The organism is Bradyrhizobium sp. WYCCWR 13022 (assembly GCF_030435535.1).
Taxonomy (GTDB): Bacteria; Pseudomonadota; Alphaproteobacteria; order Rhizobiales; family Xanthobacteraceae; genus Bradyrhizobium.
On sequence record NZ_JAUIZJ010000002.1, the window covers coordinates 1,513,871 to 1,531,081 of the forward strand.

The following is a 17,211-nucleotide window of genomic DNA, read 5'->3' on the forward strand; positions in this document are numbered from 1 at the left end:
CTCATATGTGCGCCCCGCACCGGCAGTTCTCGTAGTCGACCGGATCGTGGCTGTTGAAAATCGTCACGCGGCTGCCATGGCTGAGCTTCAGCTCGCGGAGGCGCGCCTGGTTGGCGAGGCGGGCGTTGCGGTCCATGTCGACGCGGCGCTGGAAATAACGGAGCATCAGCGGCGCGCGCGGCGACAAGTCTAGCTGGGCGTGATGGAAATAGCTGTCGCCGGCATGCAGCAGCCATGTGTCGCCGGAGCGGACCGCGATGCCGCAATGGCCGAGCGTGTGGCCGGCCAGCGGAATCGTCAGGATGTCACCCTCGCGATCGCCGAGCGCGCGCACGCCCTTGAAGCCGAACCAGTCTTCGCCGGCCTCGCCATAGAAACTCCAGCGCGGTCCGTGGCTCCACTGCGCCATGACGTAACGCCCTTCGGGCGGTGCGGGCTCGCGCAGTACCGCCATGTCGTACTCGGTGCGGTGAACATGGATCGCCGCATGGGGAAAGTCGGGTACACCGCCGGCGTGGTCGCGGTCGAGATGCGTCAGCAGCACGTGGCGCACGTCGTCAGGCGAATAACCGAGCGCCCTCACCTGCTGCACCGCCGTCTCTGCCGGATCGAGCCTTGGCGCGGTCTGGCGCACCCAGCGCTTGCCGAGCCGATCCGGCGTCGCGATGTCGCCGAGCCCGATGCCGGTGTCGACCAGCGCGAGACCATCGCTGGTCTCGATCAGGAGGCAATGGCAGACCATGCGGGCGCGCTGGAACAGGCCGCCGGTGCCGTTCACGAGCCGGCGGCCCATGGGGCACATAGTGCCGGTATTGAGGTGATGGATCTTCATCGCGCTTCCCTGCCTGTTGAGGACAGGCTGTTCTTGTCATCCTTCGATCCATAGGTAAAATATCGAATATTGATACTATCTCTAGGCCTATCCTATGGACATCCGCGAGCTCCGCTACTTCGCCGCCGTCTACCGCGAGCGCAACCTGACGGCTGCGGCGCGAAGCTGCTTCGTGTCGCAGCCGTCGATCTCGACCGCGATCACCAATCTGGAGGCGGAGCTCGGCACCACTCTCTTCATCCGGCACAAGAAGGGCGTCGCACCGACCGCCTCGGCCGAGCAGTTTCACACCGTCGCCCGCCGCATCATCGACGAGGCCGACGCCGCGCGAAAGCTGTTCCGCAAACCGAGCACCAAGACCACTGTCACGCTCGGCCTGATGCGGACGCTCGACGTGCCCAGAACCATCGCGCTGCTCAAGCCGCTGACGGCGCGCAACGACATCGCGCTCCGGCTCGTCGGCAGCGACGAGCGCGCGGACGCCAGAATCATCTCGAAGAGCATGCTTGATGACGAGGAGCATTTCGTCCCGCTCTGGAGCGAGCGCTACGTCGCAGCGCTGCCGCCGTCGCATCCGCTGACGCTCAAGGACAAACTCCGCGCCGCCGATCTCGCCGACGTGGCCATGATCGACCGCTGCCATTGCGAGCAGAGCGCGTTCTTCGGCCGCGCGTCGCAGCGGCGTCCGTCCGCGGCGATCGCGCAATCGGAGGATTGGGCGATGGCGCTGGTCGCGGCCGGCGTCGGCATCGCCATCGTCCCCGAAGGCGTGGCGAAAGGCGTTTCCGACATCGCCGTCAGGGAGATCGAGGTGAAGGTCAAACGCGAGGTTGGGCTCGCCTATCGCGCGTCGGTGCCGCTCACCGATGCGTTGAAGGATCTCGTCGGGAAGCTGCAGCGGGGGCGCGCAACGTCCCGGCGCGCGCCGCAAGGGCTCACCGGGCGCCGCAAATGAGCTAGCCGAGCAGGCCCTTCAGGCCGGCGTAGATCGAGCCGACAGCCGTCGCGGCGACACCGGCCAGCGGTCCGACCGTCTGCATGAGATCCTGGATCAACCGCGCGCGGCGGCGCAGCTGCTCCTCGCCGACATGCTGCCCGAGCAGGCGCGCCATCCTGAAGGCGAAAGCATTGGGCTTGCCGCCCTGGCCGAGAACGCGCGGCAGGACCTGGAAGACGACGACTCCCAGGATGTTTCCGGACACGAAGGCCAGCAGGATGCTGGCGCCGTATTCGAACACTTCGCGCCATTCGACCCACACGGTGGGTAGGATCGGAACGCCATCGTGGAATCCGGTCACCGTCAGCATCGCCTGGATGCTGACGCTGGCGAGAAGCAATGCCAGCACGAACGCTCCCAGCGTCGAGACCCGATGCAGAGGATAGGCTGCGAAACCGAACAGCAGGGGGATCACGATCGACGCGATCCGCAGCGGGATCGGAGAGAGATCGAAGGTGATGGTGACCAGAACATGCGCGATCGTCAGCAGGACGGCCGGAACGACGACGTAGAGAACGGCATGCGTCGCGAAATAGCGCAGCGGATTCCTGTAGCGCTCGAGCCGGACGTTGACCCGGTCGAGGTCGCGCCTGAGCCTGTCCAGCTCGGCAACGATGTCTTCGATCTCCAGGAGCGTCGGCCGCACGAAGCGCAGATCGCGCGAGCAATGCTTGCACGCGATGGCCTCGTCCTTGATCGTCTCGGCGCAGAACGGACACTCCATCGTCAGCGCGACTTCCTGCGCAGCATGATGGCTTCGACCTCGTCTCTGGCCCGCGCCAGCTCATCGCGCAGCTGGTCCCGCTTGCGCAGGAGATCGTCGCGCTCCGCAATCAGCGTCGCGGGCACGGCGATGTCCCGGGAACAGGAGGCGCAAACCAGCACGCTCTCCGCGTTCTCGGCCTGGCAGTAGGGACACGTCACTTCGGTGCGACCTTGAGGGTAAAGATGGCCGTGCCCGGCCGTCCGTCACTGTCCTTGATGTCGACCCGCATGGTGTAGTCGCCGGGCGGCAATTCCGCATTCTGCATGTTGATCCCGTCGGCCTGGACGAACGGCTTGATCCGGGTCGTCAGATCGACGTTCGGCGTGCGCAGGAAGGTCACCTTGACCGAGTCAGGATCGATCTTGGCGCCCCCGAACGACTCGAACTTCAATTGAAGTCGCATCGGCGAGGACACCAATTCGCCGGGCGAGATGTACTCCACCTTCGGACCGCGCAGGATACCGCGCCGGTCTGCCGCAATCGCGCCCTTCGGCGGTGGCAGCTTGGCTTCCTCTTCGGTGATCAATTGCGTTGCCCGCGACGTTCCCGAAAACAGGAGACCTGCCGCAACCAGCCCTAGCAAGATATTCCGCGTCATTGTCCTTCCAACCTTCCCACGTCGATCATCGCACGCCGCCATCGCCGATGATCGTATACGGCGCCCAGAACAGCGGATGCGCGTAGGCGAACTCGGTCTTGCCCTCGTCGTCGAGGTAACCGGGACCATCGACCAGGGCCATCATCGCCTGCCGCAGCGCTTCGCTCCGCGACAGTTTCGGATCGTCGGCCTGTCGCTTGAACAGATCGGTCACCAGCTGCCGCGCCGATTGCGAATGCACCGACCAGTTCGTCACCAGCAGGGCGCGTGTTCCGGCATAGAAGAACGCGCGGCCAAGGCCGGACGCCGCTTCGGCACCGGCGCCTGCACCCGCACCGGTGTTGCAGGCGGACAGGATGACCCAGTCGGCGTCGAGCTTGAGGCCGAGAATCTCCTCCATGGTCAGGAGGCCGTCGCCGCTCTCGCCCGTCACCGCCGGCGACGACAGCGCGAGCGCGGGCTGCGTCAGTCCGTTGAGTTCGCCCGGGACCAGACCGTGGGTGGCGAATGCAAGGATGCGAAAACCGGACAGGTTCATGGTCTTGACCGCGCTCTCGGTCGCGTTCTTGCCGAGGAACAGGACCTTCGAGGGATCCGCCTGCAAGGCCAGCGCGATCGATCTGAGCTCGTCGGCCGTATCAGGGAGCCGCGGCAGGAGGCCAAGCTCGGCGCTGTCGACGCCTTCGAGCTTCGGGCTGCTGCGACGCTTCAGCGGCATGCCGCGGGTGACGTTGCCGCCGACCTCGGCGACCTGAACCTTGCTGTCGGCGCTCTCTGCCTCGGCCTGCTGATCCTTGTTGAAATAGGGATCGCCGAACGCGACGAGATCGCCGCGGCCGGGCTTGCCGGGCGGTAACTGCCGCAGCGTGCGCAACGCGGCCGCTGAAGGCACCGTCGACACGGCATGGGTCCGGGCCAGCCACGGCACCTTGCGATAGCCGACGAACAGCGGATCCTCGTCCGCCGCCACCTCCGCCGGGGCGGTCGGCAACAGCGACAGCGGCAACAGGCCGAGCGCGCCGTTGGTCACCACGATCAAGTTCCTGGCCGGCTTCCATCCGCTCTCGACCGGCTTCAGCAGCAGCTCGTAGAGCTCGTAGCCGAGCTTGAGATCGAACGGAGGAATGTCCGAGATCATCGCCGCCTGCGGCTCGAGCGCCTCGCGCAGCTTGCGGATCTTGGTCTCGATGTCGCCGATCTTGGCGTTGACGGCAGCGAACGCCACCGGGCCCGATTTCGGCACGGCCCAGACGAAGCTGCCGTTCTGGCCGAAATAGAACGACAACATGGCTTCATTGTCAGACAACGTCGCGCGGATTTCGGCAACGCTCGGCGGCTTCGGCGAAACCAGATCGGCGTAGACAGGGAATTTCTGCTTGATCTCCAGGCGCGCCTTGTCCCGTTCACTGCGCAAGGCCGCGATCGACGCCTGGATCTGCTGCGCCCCCTTCTCGTCGCGATCCGCCGAGGGAATGGCGAGGACGTTGTTGAGCGTGCCGAGCTGGGCGTTGACCTGCTTGGTGAGGTCCTGCTCCTTGCGCACGAGATCGGCCAGCGCCGGATCCTTGGCAGCCGCGCGGGCGCTCGATGCCGCCAGAGCCTGCTGAACCGAATGACCGCGGATGGCGTCGGCGAGACTGAAGGTCTCCTCACCGACGGCGCCGCCGGTGCCCTCGGCCCGCGCGAGCAGCAGCAGATAGCTCTCGACGATGGTCTGAAGTCGCTGGCTGCGCGCGGCCACCACGGTCGTGTTCTCGTCGTCGGCATTCTCGTTCGCGTTCGCCATCATGACCGGGATGGCGGCCTTGAACTCGCGGATCGCGTCGGCATCGCGCCGCGCGAGCATCAAGCCCACAGCCAGGGTGCCGCGCGCCGAGGCGGTGTCGAAATGGCTTTCGCCGACCCGTCCGATCTGCTTCTTGACCAGTTGCTCGGCAGCGGCGATGCCGGCGTCGAGCTGACCTGAATTGTAGAGCGCGAGAATGCGCGCCGGGTTGAGCTCGATGACCTGGCGCCGCTGCGGGTCCCAATTGGCAACGGCCCTGTCGATCTGCGCAAACATCTCGTTGGCTTCGGCATTCTTGCGCCGCAGGTTGAGAATGCCGGCGAGCCGCGAGAGCAGCTGCACAGTCGATTGCGAGTCATCAGGCACGCCGACCGTCTTGTTGATCTCGAGCGCGACGCGGCCAAGCTGCTCGGCTTCCTCGTAGCGGCCCTCGTCGACCAAAATGCCGGCCAGCCCCATCACGTAGCGCGGCATGACCGGGTTGTACTTGCCAGTATCTTTCAACCGCGACAGCAGAGCGCGGCGGGCGTCGACCTCCGCTTCAGCAAGCCGGCCTTGCCGTGCCTTCATGCGGGCCTGACTGAGCACGAAATTGTCGATCGCCTGAAGCACGACGGTTTCAGCCGGCGGATTGTCCGAGTCCAGCAAGGCCTTCATGGCGGCCCGCTTGCGTTGCTCTGCCACGCGATAGGCGGCCTCGGCCTCGACGAACTGCCCGCGCGCCTCGAAGATCAATGCCCGGGTGCCTTCGAGATCCGACTCCCAGCTTTGCCCCATGCGCGCATAGGAGGTGCGCCAGCCTGGAAGACCGCTGGTTCGCGCTTCTTGGATGGCACTCATGGTCCGGCGCAGATAGGCCTCGGCCTGGGCGATGTCACCCATCTGGATGAGAATGCCGACAATGGACCTGTTGGCGCTGAGTTGATACCCCTTGGCACCCGGCAGGCTCGCGGTGTCGCGCAACAGCCGCTGCATGACTTCGAGCGAGCGTTTCGGATCGCCAGCCGCAGCATATTGCAGCGAGAGGAGCTGCATCAGGCGGCCCATCATGTTGGGCTCCACTGCACCGCGGCCGATCTCGACGGCCTTGTTGGCGTCGGCGATGGATTCGGCGAGCCGGCCGAGTTGGGCGCGTGCATTGGCGCGATCGAAATAGAACTGAGCGAGGTCCTCGCGGGACTCCTTGCCCGTGGGCGTTGAATCCGCGTCCGCCTTCAGCTCCGCAATCAGCTTGTCGTTCGGCTTTTCGCTGTCGAGGATCGCGGTGATGTCGGAGATGGTGCGCGGCGGGGCGATGAAATCCTTCGGCAGCGCCGTGCCGGGGACCAGCTTGGGTGCGGCTTCCTTGGGAAGCTCGACGGCGACGTTGGCGCGGCCGTTGGCGGCGTTCAAAGCCGCCATCACGCAGGCCCGGACCTGCGGCGAGGCCTTGGCGCGGCATGCTTCCCGATCGGCACCCCCGCCCGCACGCATGCAGGCCTGCACGATCGGCCTGCCGACGGTCATCCGGCAGTTCTCGAATGCCGCCTCCTTGGTCAGCGCGGCAGCCGAGCCGGTCCATCCCAGGAGAACGGCCAAGACCAGCAACTGTCGCGGCAGGGTGACGTCCAGGCGGCTCTTGACCGGGCTCGCGGCGTCTACGCTCATCGCGAAGGACCTTTGGGTGAAATGACTTGAAGAAAACGAGCCAATCCTACCTCTATTGCCGCGGAGAACAATCACCAATCGGTAGGGTGGTGGGATGCCCGGGAGGGTCGGCGACAGCCGCGGGCACCGATTCCTCGGTTGCGCGTCGCGGCAGGACCTGCCGGCAGGGGCAGCTCAGCCTGATGCCAGCGCGGCCGTGGCGGCCGCCGCTCAGCCCTTCGAGATCACCGCGCGGCCGTAGGCCGGCTGCGACTGCACCGGCGGATTGGCGGTCTGGGCGGCGAGTTCGCCGATCAGGCGATCGGCATCGGCGGCCATGCTGTCGGGCGCCTGGATCACCAGCCGCTCCAGCGCCCAGCGATAGGACGAGACGCGCTGTTCCAGCGACAGCTGTACCCACTGGACGATCAGCGAGTTCTCCTGCATGCGCTCGACGGCATCCGCCTTCTCCCTCGGCGAGAGCTCGGAGACGCGCGCCATGCTGGCGTCACGCTTCCTGTCGAGATCGATGACGCGAATCGCGCATGCGAAGAACGGCTCGAAGCGGGTGATGTCGTTGCGCACGTCCTCGATCAGCTGCGCATAGCGCGAGGATTGCGAGCGATGCGGCTCGTCGATCAGCGTGCGCCCGTACATGGTGCGGTCGAACACGATCTTCTGGCGCCACGGCGACGGCAGGGCCTTGTAGTCGCCGAACACGCTCTTCCAGGCCGGCCGCGACAGCGGCGGCTCGATCATGGGATAAGCGAGGTCGCGAAGCTGGCGCTCTTCGTCGGTGAGCTGGAATTGAGAGGGCGTGAGGCCGAGGCTGCCGGTGACCTCGGCACCCAACCAGCGATGCATGTCGTCGCTGCGCATGTCGGCTCGGGTGCGGCCGAAATCACCGCCGCTGCAGGCTGCGAGCGAGGCGCCCATCAGCATCAGCAGGATGGCCGATGCGAGGGTACGAATCCGGTGGATGGAACCCGGCATTGCAAATGCCGGAACTAGCGGCGACGACGACGGCGCCCCGGCGCGGTGCCCTGCTCCGGTCCACGGTCGCCGCTGGTTTCGTCCGCCTCGCGCTCGATGCGAATGACGGGAAGGATCAGGATCGTCCCCGTGTCCGCGCGCGGTGCGACGTCCCCCGACGAGCCCACCCGGCGACCGGCCGGAAATTCGATGATGGTCCCCATGTCAGCTCTCTCAATTGCCGCGCGACCAAACGCGCCCCTGCAACATGAGAGTCATTAGGATCAGTTTATGGTTAACGGGGTGTAAACACGGCCTTCGGACCGTAACCGCACGGGCCGCGCGGCCGTCCCGCGACGGCACGAGATCTGCTGAAATGAGCGGGTTTGCTTCACACTTCATTTTCCTTAAGGAGCCTTTAAAGGAACCGCTGATAGGCTGAGGCAACAGTCCTTCCCGAGTTGCGTACGCCTCCATGACCAAGTCGCTGTTTCCCGGATTCGACGGGCTGATGACCCTCTCGCGCCGCGAAGGCGTCGATGTTCGTCCGACGCTGCTGCGCGTGTTGACCGATCTGTATGTCCAGGCGCCCACCCACAGCGAGGACGAGCAGCGGCAATTCATCGAGCTTGCGACGCGGCTGATCGACCAGGTCGACGACGCGACGCGCGCGGCCGTCAAGGCGCGGCTCGCGATCTATCCCCAGACGCCCGTCCCCGTCCTCCAGAAGCTCGGGCTGGTCGCAGTGCAGGAAGGCCGCCGAGTGCCGCTCGCGCGCGAGATCCCGCGGCCTGCGCCTGCTCCCTCGCCTGCCCGCACGCCGACCGACGCGGAAGCGCGCATGGCCGCCAACATGGCGATGCAGCCGAAAGAGGCGGCCGAGATCCACGACATGTTCTTCCGCGCCGATGCGAGCCAGCGCGCGCTGATCCTGCACAACCTGGCGCAAACACCGCTGAAGGCCGCGCCGCGGATTCCGACCGTGCACGCCAGGCGCGCGATCCAGGTCCTGGAGATGGCGGCGATCGCGGGCGATGTCGAGAGCTTCACCCACGAGCTCGGCGATACCCTGATCCTGCCCGCGCGCGTCGCGGCGCAGATCGTCGACGATGCCGGCGGCGAGGCACTCGCGGTTGCCGCGCGCGCGCTCGACATGCCAAGTCCGAACTTCCAGCGCATTCTGCTGTTCTTCAAGCCCGCGATCGGCAATTCCGTGAACGAGGTCTACCGGCTGTCGCGGCTGTATGACCGCCTCAGCGATCGCTCCGCGCTGGTGATGCTGGCCGCCTGGCGCGGCTCGACGCTCGCCGTCACCCGCGCCAAGTACCAGCCGGCGCTGCACGACAGCGACCGTCAGCGCGCTCGCGCGGGCGCAAGCCAGTCGCGGCCGAGCGTGCAGCCCGGCTCGAGCCCGGCGGTGCGCACCGGCAGCGGCGGGTCGTCGGAGCGCTAGTCAGGTTTTCGCCAGATCGAGGAAGTGCCGTCCTGCACGGTCTTCGGTCTCGACGATCCAGGCGTCCGGATCGAAACGCAGCTCCTTGGTCAGGCGCTCCTCCACGGCCGGCTCAGGCACCGGCTGCGGCGCGATCGGCACGAAGAAGCGATCGACGGGACGGCCATCGTCGTAAGACGTCTGCGGCGCCGGCACGTAGAGCATTGCGTTGCCGTCGAGCAGCGACACCTTCACGAACACCGCGCCTGCTTCCTCGGCGCCGCGACGGCGCACGGCGCCGAACACGCCTTCGGTCTGGCAACGGCGCAAGTAGGCTGAGACCCAGATATTTGATTTCAAACGCATGAGTCGAACGATAGGCCAGCGTGACGAGCGCCGCCAGTGTCAGCGCCGGCTTGTTATGCCTTGCCGGCGCCTTGCCCGCCACCGATCTGGCGCGCAACGAGGTATGACAGTGGCATTGCCAGCGCAAATCCCACGGCGACCGCGTACGGGATGTTCCTGATGGCGCCAGCGGCAAAGCTCGGCACCATCAGCACCACGATGAGGCTGATACCCGCGAGTACCGTGCCGAGCATGATCCAGACGAGAATCGAGACCTTGAACATGACGACCTCTCTCCCTTGATGAGATGGACGATCATGTTCACCGAGGGTTCCCGCCGTCATTGATCCCACGCAAATCGCTCCTCCGGTCCGAGGATTGATCGGCGTCAATGACAGCGGACGTTCGATTATTCGACGGGATGGCCGATCGCTGCGGCAAGCTCGCGCAGCAGGCGGTCCGTCACCTGGCCGGTCACCGGCATCTTGTGCTGACGCTCGAACGTCTGGATCGCGGACTGGGTCTCGCCGCTCATCGCGCCCGTGATCTTCAGATTGCCATAGCCATATTCGGACAGCGCGCGCTGCACGCCGGCGAGGCGACGCGCCGCCGGGCTTTGCTGCACCGGAATCGGCGCCGGCGGCCGCGCGACCGCCATCGCAGACGGCGTCTGCGTCGGCGCCATGGACTTGATCACCAGATTGGTCATGGGATCGCCAGAGCGCGACGTCGAGGCCGTGGTCTCGGCGGGCCTCTCCGGCGCCTTCTCGGCCGGCTTCGGCTCGACGCGAAACTCGGTCGCCTTCGGCTCGAGCGGCGAGGTGTCGGCGCCGACGGGACGCGGGCGCGGCAAGGGATTGGACAGAGAGATCGACGACGGCGCGGGAAGGTTGATCACGGTGCCGAACATCGGCGCCGGATGCCGGCCGGTCTGGAGAAACAGCGCGTTCGCAACGATGGCACTGACGGCCGCGGCGGCGACGAGGCCGGCGAGCGTGTCCTTGGGGCTGTGCAGCAGCACGCGCATCACCAGATTGCGCTCGGTCTCGACATCCAGGACCGCGGCCTTGGCCCCACCCTTGGCACCACCCTTGGCGCCACGGCGGCGCGGAGCAGCTTCGTCGTTGGCAGACTTTCTAGGCACTTTTCTTCACCAGAGCAGGTTGGTCCTGAACTTCATGACGCGGCACCGGCGTCAACGTCGCGATCTTGCTGTCCGCCGGCCTGGCTTGCGGCGGCGTGTAGACGAGCGGCAGCTTGACCGTGACGGCGGTGCCCTCGCCGAGTTTGCTTTGTACCGTCAATTCGCCGAGATGCAACGCCACGAGGCTCTTCACGATCGAAAGACCGAGGCCGGTGCCTTCGTGACGGCGCTCATAGGTCTTGCCGCACTGGAAGAACGGCGCGCCGATGCGCTTGAGATCGTCAGGCGCGATGCCGACGCCGGTGTCGCTGATGCGCAGCGTCAGCTGCGAGGCGGATGCCGACGCGGATACGGTGACCTGACCGCCACGCTCCGTAAATTTGACGGCGTTGGCGACGAGATTGAGCACGATCTGCTTGAAGGCCCTGGGATCGCCGTTCATCAGGGGAAGATCCTGCGGCGCATCGGTGATCAGATCGATGCCATTTTCGCGTGCCTTCAGTGCCAGCAGATTGCAGCAATGCATCAGCGAGGCGCGCGGCGCGAACGGTTCCGACGCGATCTCGAAATTGCCCGATTCCATCTTCGACATGTCGAGGATGCCGTTGACGACCGACAGAAGATGCTGGCCGGACGCATTGATCAGCTCGGCATATTCCTTGCGCTGGTGAGCGGCCAGCATCAAGCTCTGCTCCTGCGCGATCATCTCGGAGAAGCCGATGATGGCGTTGAGCGGGGTGCGCAGCTCGTGGCTCATGGTGGCGAGGAAGCGCGTCTTGGCGGCGTCGGCCGATTCCGCCGCGCTCCGGGCCTGGTCGAGCGCCTGCTCGGACAGCTTACGATCGGTGACGTCGCGCATCACCGCGACGACTTCGAGCTCAGCGGTGATATCGCGACGCTGGTCCTGCTCGAGCGGCCGGCAGCGCATCTCGACCCAGATGAAATCGACCTGACCGCGCTCGGAGCCGGCGGGCTCGCGCCGCAGGCGGAATTCGACGCTGCGCACGTCGCCGCGCGCGGCATCCGAGAGCGCGGTGAGATAGGCCGGACGATCGGCGACATGGACCCGGTCGAACAGGCCGTGGCCGAGCAGCTGGGCGACGGGCATGCCGAGCATGGCTTCCGCCGCCGGCGAGATGAACTGCACCGCGCCGTTGCGCTGATGCCGAGAGATCACGTCGCTCATGTTGCGCGCCAGGAGGCGATAGCGCTCCTCCTCGCGCGACAGCAGCGTCACGCTGGTGCGCGCAAGCGACTCGGCGCCAAAGGCGAGGCCCGCGGCATAGAGCGTTGCGGAGGCAACCCCGAACGCCATCATCATACCGCGTTCCGCGCCACCGAGCTCGCCGGCCGGCAGCCAGCCGAACTGGCCGAGCAGGATCAACAGGCCCGCGCAGGACAGCGCGAGCAAGGAGGCAAAGGCTGCAACGCGACGCGACGCCGACAGCGAGGCCTCGAGCGGAACCACGACCAGCCAGATCGCGGCGAATGATTCGATGCCGCCGGTCGTGGCGGCGACCGCCATGATCAGGCCAGCGAGCGCCAGCGACGACAGCACGTGGGCGCCTTCATAGCGGCCGGTGCGCGACAGGAACCAGGACAACAGGATCGGCGCGATCAGCCAGGCGAAGGCCGCGACCTCGATCGCGCTCGGCGCGCCGCGCAGCACGAGATAGACGGGAAATGCGGCAAAGGCGGCCAGGCTTCCGAGAAGCCGCGGCGCCATGAAGGCCCGATGGCGCGCACGCGTCAGCGCATCGTAACGCGCGGAGGGATGCAGCAGTGCATCGAGACAATCGCGGATGATACTCAAAACTGTCACGGGTCTCGCGCTTCGGCTCAATCGTCTTTGGAAGACGCGCCGGAACGCCTCCTTGTCGTTGAGCCACCGTGTCAGAGCGACCTTAAACGAGTGCTAAGGCGGATCGGCGTGCGGCCGGACACCGCGCCATCGCGGAGATTTTTAGGCGATTTGGCGACGTCATCATCGGTGATGGTGAACACAGGGTTTCACCGCCCCGCTCATGGTTTCGAATTGGTGGACATGCAGGTCCGGACAGCCACGGCCGCCCTCGTCAATCGAATCTTTACGAGACCTCGTCTTGCGAAGATTTTTGCGTCAATTTTCCGCGAATTAAGCTCAAGGCAATCACTTGCGATTTATCGAGAGTTGCTAGGTCGAAACGCGCGCGGACAACGCCGCCGCGGGATCTAACGTACAGGTCGATAAGATGCGCTTTCTGCTCCGCATCACATTCTGGCTCGGGCTGGTGCTGGTGCTCCTGCCGCGGGACAAGACGCCCGAATCGGAGAAGCTGCCACAGATCGGCGCTGCCGACGCGGTGCAGGCTGCGACCGCGGCCGTCTCCGACATGAGCCAGTTCTGCAAGCGCCAGCCGGCGGCCTGCGAGGTCGGCGGCCAGGCCGCGACCATCATCGGCCAGCGGGCCCAGGACGGCGCGCGCAAGATCTACCAGATCATCAACGACAAGAAAGAGCAGATCACCGACGAGAAGAACGAGAAGACCAACAAGAAGGCGCCCGACCATACCGGCTCGATCACCGTCGCCGGTGAAGGCGACGCGGCCGCCACCGAGGCGCCGCGCGACACGCTGACCCAGGACGATCTCGCGCTGGAATGGCGCGGACCCGAGCCGACGCCGAATTAGGGCCCCAATCCTATCGATTTCACGACCTCGCGTGCCTATATTGGCGGGAAGCGGGAACCACGGGCCATCAATGACTTCGATCGACGACATCAGGGACAATTTCGAGCTTCTGGACGACTGGGACGACCGCTACCGGTACGTCATCGAGCTTGGCCGCACCCTGGAACCGATGCCCGAGGAAGAGCATTCGGCCGAGAACAAGGTGAATGGCTGCGTCAGCCAGGTCTGGCTCCGGAAGCTGGTCGATCGCGGCAATGGCGTACCGATCCTGAGATATCGCGGCGACAGCGACGCGCACATCGTGCGCGGGCTGGTCGCGATCGTGCTCGCGCTCTATTCCGGCCGCACCCCGCAGGAAATTCTCGCGACCGACGCGGTTTCGGTGTTCAACGAGTTCGGCTTCCGCGACCACCTGACGCCGCAGCGCTCCAACGGCCTGCGCTCGATGGTCGAGCGCATCAAGACCGACGCGAAAGAGGCGCTCGCGGAAGCGTCTTGAGGAGTTACTTCCCCTTCTTCCGCTGCTGCTGCCCGAGGCCCATCTTCTTTGCCAGTTGCGAACGGGCCACCGCGTAGTTCGGCGCGACCATGGGATAGTCGGCCGGCAGGCCCCATTTCTCGCGATATTGCTCGGGCGTCATGTTGTACTGGGTGCGCAGATGGCGCTTCAGGGACTTGAATCGCTTGCCGTCTTCGAGACACACCAGATAGTCCGGCGCGATCGACTTCTTCAGCGACACCGCGGGCTTTGCCGGCTCGAGCGGCGCCTCGACACGTCCCGAGGACACCCGCGTCAAGGCGCCGTGCACCTGGCTGATCAGGTTCGAAATCTCGGCGGCCGGTGTCGGGTTGTTGCCGACATAGGCCGACACGATGCTCGCCGTCAGCTCGATGAAACTCTTGGCCCCTGCATCCGACATGGGCGCGCCCCTCTCCAATCAGGCTCCGTCGCGGCATGAGCGACGGTGAAGTATTCTGTGTCGACAATACTTTTGGCCGAAATAGGACAACTTGGAAAGTTGTATCGATTACTGATCTCGCGACAAGAACCGGAAGATTTGACTTGGACGCGCGAGGTCGTCAGCCACCACGCTGGTCGAGATGGGCGCGCAGTTCATCGATCGAGGCAAAGCGCATCATGCCTTCGGGCATCTGCGCCTCGATCGAGCCGTCGGAATAGAGCGAATAGGCCATGCCGTCGACGATACCGGATTTGAGCACCGTCACCTGCGGCTGTTCGGCCGGCGGCGGCTCGGGCGCCGGCGGAGGCGCGGCGGGCTGAGGCGCGGCAGGCTCGAAGGTCGACGATGGGCGCTGCAGCGGCCGACGCGCCGCGGACGGCTCCGGCGGCCGCGCGCGGTCCGGCTTCGGCCAGGCGTCGTCGAAGCTCGCGTGTGGAGCGTCGGGCGCGGCCGGCTCCGCGGGCTCGGTGCGCGCCTGCGGCGGTGGGCTTTCGGCAGCCTTCGCCTCGGCACGCTCGCGCTCCTTGCGCGAGCTCGAGGCGAACATCAGATTGCGCCGGCGCGGTGGTTCCTGAGCTGTGGGCGGCTGCGGAGGCACTTCCGCCTCGGCCGTCGCCTCGGCGCCTGGGCGCACGGGCGCTTCAGCCTGCCATGGCAGCCCAGCCGGCGATGGCGGCTCGGCCCGCACCGCCGCAGCAAGCTCCGGCGCAGGCGCACTCAGTCCATTTGGCGACGCAAGGCCCGGCGGGAGCACCGGCCTGACGCGTACCTCCGATGCCGCGCCCGCCCCGGCCAGGCGGCGCGCGATGGCCTTCAGCTCGAGCACCACGGCGTAGAGCCCGACCAGTAACATTCCGGAGCAGACGCCAATCGTTCCGCTGGTTATGAGCGTGCTGCCGAGGCTGAAATCCCTGATCGAATAGCCAAACGCGACCGCAAGGAGGCCCGCCACCACGGCGAAGATCCCAGCGATCAACAAAGCCACGTTCATCGAACACACCCCCGGCCACGCATCAACGCGCGACACCCGCTACGCCACGATACCGTCATACTGCATCCCTCGCCAACGACCAATTGCCGCCACCGTTCCTAAAGGGAAGGATATCAGGGACTTATTCACATTCCCTTCAGCAACGTTCAGCTAGCTGTCAGGTGCTCCAAATTGGTCGGAAATTGCTGCGTCGCATCAGGAATTTAGCCATAATGCCCAATTACTTGGTAATGGAACTGCGCTATAGGGATTCCGGGGAGCAGGCCCGCGCGCACCAGCAGGGCCGAGAGGGTCGTCCGGGTCACCAACAGCCATGACATCCATCACGACTTCGGCGATCGATACGCCACTCGGGCGCTCGGTTGAACGGACTTGCGACGACATTGCCATGCTGGTGCTGGCTGCCGTCGCCGTCGTCGCAGGCCTGACCTTCCGCGACTACGGGCTCGGCTGGGACGACTATACCCACGCCGAATATGCCGACCTGCTGCTGCGCATGTACGGCTCCGGCTTCAGGGACACCGGCGCGCTCTCCTTCGCCAACCTCTACATGTATGGCGGCGGCTTCGACATGGCCGCAGCGCTGCTGCACAAGGTCATTCCGCTCGAGCTGTTCGAGACGCGACGCCTGGTCGGCGCGATCGTCGGCGTGATCGGGCTCGCGGTGACGTGGCGGCTCGGCCGCCGCATCGGCGGCCCTCTTGCGGGCCTCGCCTCGCTCCTGCTGCTCGCGCTCTGCCCGATCTTCTACGGCCACATGTTCATGAACCCGAAGGATGCGCCCTTCGCGGTGGCGATGATCATCCTGATGCTCGGCTTGGTCCGGCTTGCCGAGGAATATCCAAAGCCCACGCCGCGCACGATCCTGATCGTCGGCCTGGGCGCGGGCCTCTCGATCGGCTGCCGCATCCTCGGCGGTCTCGCGCTGGTCTACGCCATGATCGGCTTCGTGCCGCTGTTCCTGGAGGAGCTGCGCACCGAAGGCGCGCGCGAGGCGATCAGGCGGTTCGCCCATGTCGTCTACGTGCTGTTGCCCGGCCTCGTGTTCGGCTACCTCGTGATGGGCCTGATCTGGCCGTGGTCGATCATGGAGCCCGGCAATCCCTTCGAGGCGCTGACGTATTTCTCGCACTTCTTCGAGAAGCCCTGGAAGGAGATGTTCGACGGTGCGCTCGTGTCCGTGCCCGACATGCCCTGGTCCTACCTGCCGACGCTGTTCGCGCTGCAGCTGCCCGAAGTGATGCTGGTGCTGACGGCCGGCGCCGTGGTCGGCACCTTCGCCATGCTCCCGCGCCGCGAGGTTCCGGCGCGCCGGAAGACCATCATGCTGATGCTGACGCTGGCGGCGGCCCTGCCGCTCGCGATCGCGATGGTGAAGCGTCCGGCGCTCTACAACGGCATCCGCCACTTCGTGTTCGTGATCCCGCCGATGGCGGTGCTGGGCGGCGTCGCCTTCGCCTGGACCATGGAGCGGCTGCGCGCCAACCATCGCGCCTGGCAGCCGGCCGTGCTCGCGTTGTTCTGCTTTGGCCTCGCGTTGCCGCTTGCCGAGATGATCCGGCTGCATCCCTATCAGTACACCCACTTCAACCACATCGCCGGCACGGTGCGCGGCGCCGACGAACGCTTCATGCTGGACTATTGGGGCCTCGCGCTGAAGCAGGCCTCCGACGAGCTGCGCGAGCAGCTGGTCGAGCGCCAGGAAGCGCCGCCGCGCAATCGCAAATGGAAGGTCGCGGTGTGCGGTCCGCAGCGCCCGGCCCAGGTCGCGCTCGGCCCCGACTTCACCATCGGCTGGGATTCCAATGCCGCCGATTTCGCCATGACGCTCGGCGAATTCTACTGCAAGGGTCTCACCGCGCCCGTGATGGTCGAGATCAAGCGCGACGACGTGGTGTTCGCCCGCGTCTACGACATCCGCGGCCGAAGCATTTCCAGCCTGCTGTCGATCCCGGCGCCGTAGAATTATCTCCCTAGCCCGGACAGAGTGCAGCGAATCCGGGGCCGTGAGAGTGTCGCGCATTCCGCTCCGCTCCATGCGGGCTACGCTTGGCTGCCGCGATTTCGTCGCCTTGCCGCCCGCCCCTTGCG

18 protein-coding genes are annotated in these 17,211 nt (G+C 65.9%); 5 read left to right on the forward strand and 13 right to left on the reverse strand.

What is annotated here, in order from left to right; translation table 11 throughout:
* Window position 1 precedes the first annotated feature (1 nt).
* Complete coding sequence (locus QY049_RS08305) at window positions 2-832, reverse strand: MBL fold metallo-hydrolase (protein WP_258762422.1); 831 nt, start codon at window positions 830-832, stop codon at window positions 2-4.
* 94 nt (window positions 833-926) lie between these two features.
* Here QY049_RS08305 and QY049_RS08310 point away from each other — a divergent pair, with 94 nt between their 5' ends.
* On the forward strand, window positions 927-1,787 hold the full coding sequence (locus QY049_RS08310; protein WP_258762423.1) for a LysR family transcriptional regulator: 861 nt from the start codon (window positions 927-929) through the stop codon (window positions 1,785-1,787).
* A gap of 1 nt (window position 1,788) precedes the next feature.
* On the opposite strand, the gene QY049_RS08315 is transcribed toward QY049_RS08310, so the two are convergent.
* From QY049_RS08315 to QY049_RS08340, 6 genes are all read right to left on the reverse strand, one after another.
* Window positions 1,789-2,553, reverse strand: a complete 765-nt coding sequence (locus QY049_RS08315) for a hypothetical protein (RefSeq protein ID WP_258762424.1) — start codon at window positions 2,551-2,553, stop codon at window positions 1,789-1,791.
* Between the two features lie 2 nt (window positions 2,554-2,555).
* Window positions 2,556-2,753, reverse strand: a complete 198-nt coding sequence (locus QY049_RS08320) for a hypothetical protein (protein WP_258762425.1) — start codon at window positions 2,751-2,753, stop codon at window positions 2,556-2,558.
* Window positions 2,750-3,193: a hypothetical protein gene (locus QY049_RS08325; protein WP_258762426.1), complete on the reverse strand. Its 444-nt coding sequence runs from the start codon at window positions 3,191-3,193 to the stop codon at window positions 2,750-2,752. Before QY049_RS08325 ends, QY049_RS08320 begins: the two co-directional genes overlap by 4 nt.
* A gap of 25 nt (window positions 3,194-3,218) precedes the next feature.
* Entirely contained in the window at window positions 3,219-6,626 is a 3,408-nt protein-coding gene (locus tag QY049_RS08330) for a CHAT domain-containing protein (protein ID WP_258762427.1), read from the reverse strand.
* Between the two features lie 210 nt (window positions 6,627-6,836).
* Window positions 6,837-7,598 carry a hypothetical protein gene (locus tag QY049_RS08335; protein WP_258762428.1) on the reverse strand — a complete coding sequence of 254 codons (762 nt, stop codon included), beginning with the start codon at window positions 7,596-7,598 and terminating at the stop codon, window positions 6,837-6,839.
* Window positions 7,599-7,612: 14 nt separating this feature from the next.
* Window positions 7,613-7,801 (reverse strand): hypothetical protein, encoded by a 189-nt coding sequence (locus tag QY049_RS08340; protein ID WP_194476808.1) that lies wholly within the window; start codon window positions 7,799-7,801, stop codon window positions 7,613-7,615.
* Window positions 7,802-8,052: 251 nt separating this feature from the next.
* On the opposite strand from QY049_RS08340, the gene QY049_RS08345 reads away from it, so the two are divergent.
* The gene (locus tag QY049_RS08345) at window positions 8,053-9,030 is read left to right on the forward strand and encodes a DUF2336 domain-containing protein (RefSeq protein WP_258762429.1); all 978 of its coding nucleotides are present in this window, start codon (window positions 8,053-8,055) and stop codon (window positions 9,028-9,030) included.
* Here QY049_RS08345 and QY049_RS08350 read toward each other — a convergent pair whose 3' ends face one another.
* The 4 genes from QY049_RS08350 to QY049_RS08365 all read right to left on the reverse strand — a co-directional run bounded on the left by QY049_RS08350 (window position 9,031) and on the right by QY049_RS08365 (window position 12,320).
* Entirely contained in the window at window positions 9,031-9,375 is a 345-nt protein-coding gene (locus QY049_RS08350; RefSeq protein WP_128952824.1) for a DUF1491 family protein, read from the reverse strand.
* A 53-nt stretch (window positions 9,376-9,428) separates the two neighbouring features.
* Window positions 9,429-9,638: a hypothetical protein gene (locus QY049_RS08355; RefSeq protein WP_194476810.1), complete on the reverse strand. Its 210-nt coding sequence runs from the start codon at window positions 9,636-9,638 to the stop codon at window positions 9,429-9,431.
* 125 nt (window positions 9,639-9,763) lie between these two features.
* A complete protein-coding gene (locus tag QY049_RS08360) occupies window positions 9,764-10,498 on the reverse strand; it encodes a peptidoglycan-binding domain-containing protein (protein WP_258762430.1) in 735 nt (244 codons plus the stop codon).
* A complete protein-coding gene (locus tag QY049_RS08365) occupies window positions 10,491-12,320 on the reverse strand; it encodes an ATP-binding protein (RefSeq protein WP_258762431.1) in 1,830 nt (609 codons plus the stop codon). The genes QY049_RS08360 and QY049_RS08365 overlap by 8 nt, the downstream gene beginning before the upstream one ends.
* Window positions 12,321-12,729: 409 nt before the next feature.
* Here QY049_RS08365 and QY049_RS08370 point away from each other — a divergent pair, with 409 nt between their 5' ends.
* Window positions 12,730-13,167, forward strand: coding sequence for a DUF5330 domain-containing protein (locus tag QY049_RS08370; RefSeq protein WP_258762432.1), 438 nt, complete (start codon window positions 12,730-12,732; stop codon window positions 13,165-13,167).
* 70 nt (window positions 13,168-13,237) lie between these two features.
* Window positions 13,238-13,666: a SufE family protein gene (locus QY049_RS08375; RefSeq protein WP_258762433.1), complete on the forward strand. Its 429-nt coding sequence runs from the start codon at window positions 13,238-13,240 to the stop codon at window positions 13,664-13,666.
* Between the two features lie 4 nt (window positions 13,667-13,670).
* On the opposite strand, the gene QY049_RS08380 is transcribed toward QY049_RS08375, so the two are convergent.
* Window positions 13,671-14,087 (reverse strand): MucR family transcriptional regulator, encoded by a 417-nt coding sequence (locus tag QY049_RS08380; RefSeq protein WP_258762434.1) that lies wholly within the window; start codon window positions 14,085-14,087, stop codon window positions 13,671-13,673.
* A 160-nt stretch (window positions 14,088-14,247) separates the two neighbouring features.
* The gene (locus QY049_RS08385) at window positions 14,248-15,120 is read right to left on the reverse strand and encodes a DUF308 domain-containing protein (RefSeq protein WP_258762435.1); all 873 of its coding nucleotides are present in this window, start codon (window positions 15,118-15,120) and stop codon (window positions 14,248-14,250) included.
* A gap of 313 nt (window positions 15,121-15,433) precedes the next feature.
* Here QY049_RS08385 and QY049_RS08390 point away from each other — a divergent pair, with 313 nt between their 5' ends.
* The gene (locus QY049_RS08390) at window positions 15,434-17,083 is read left to right on the forward strand and encodes a glycosyltransferase family 39 protein (protein WP_194476817.1); all 1,650 of its coding nucleotides are present in this window, start codon (window positions 15,434-15,436) and stop codon (window positions 17,081-17,083) included.
* The last annotated feature ends 128 nt before the right edge of the window (window positions 17,084-17,211 follow it).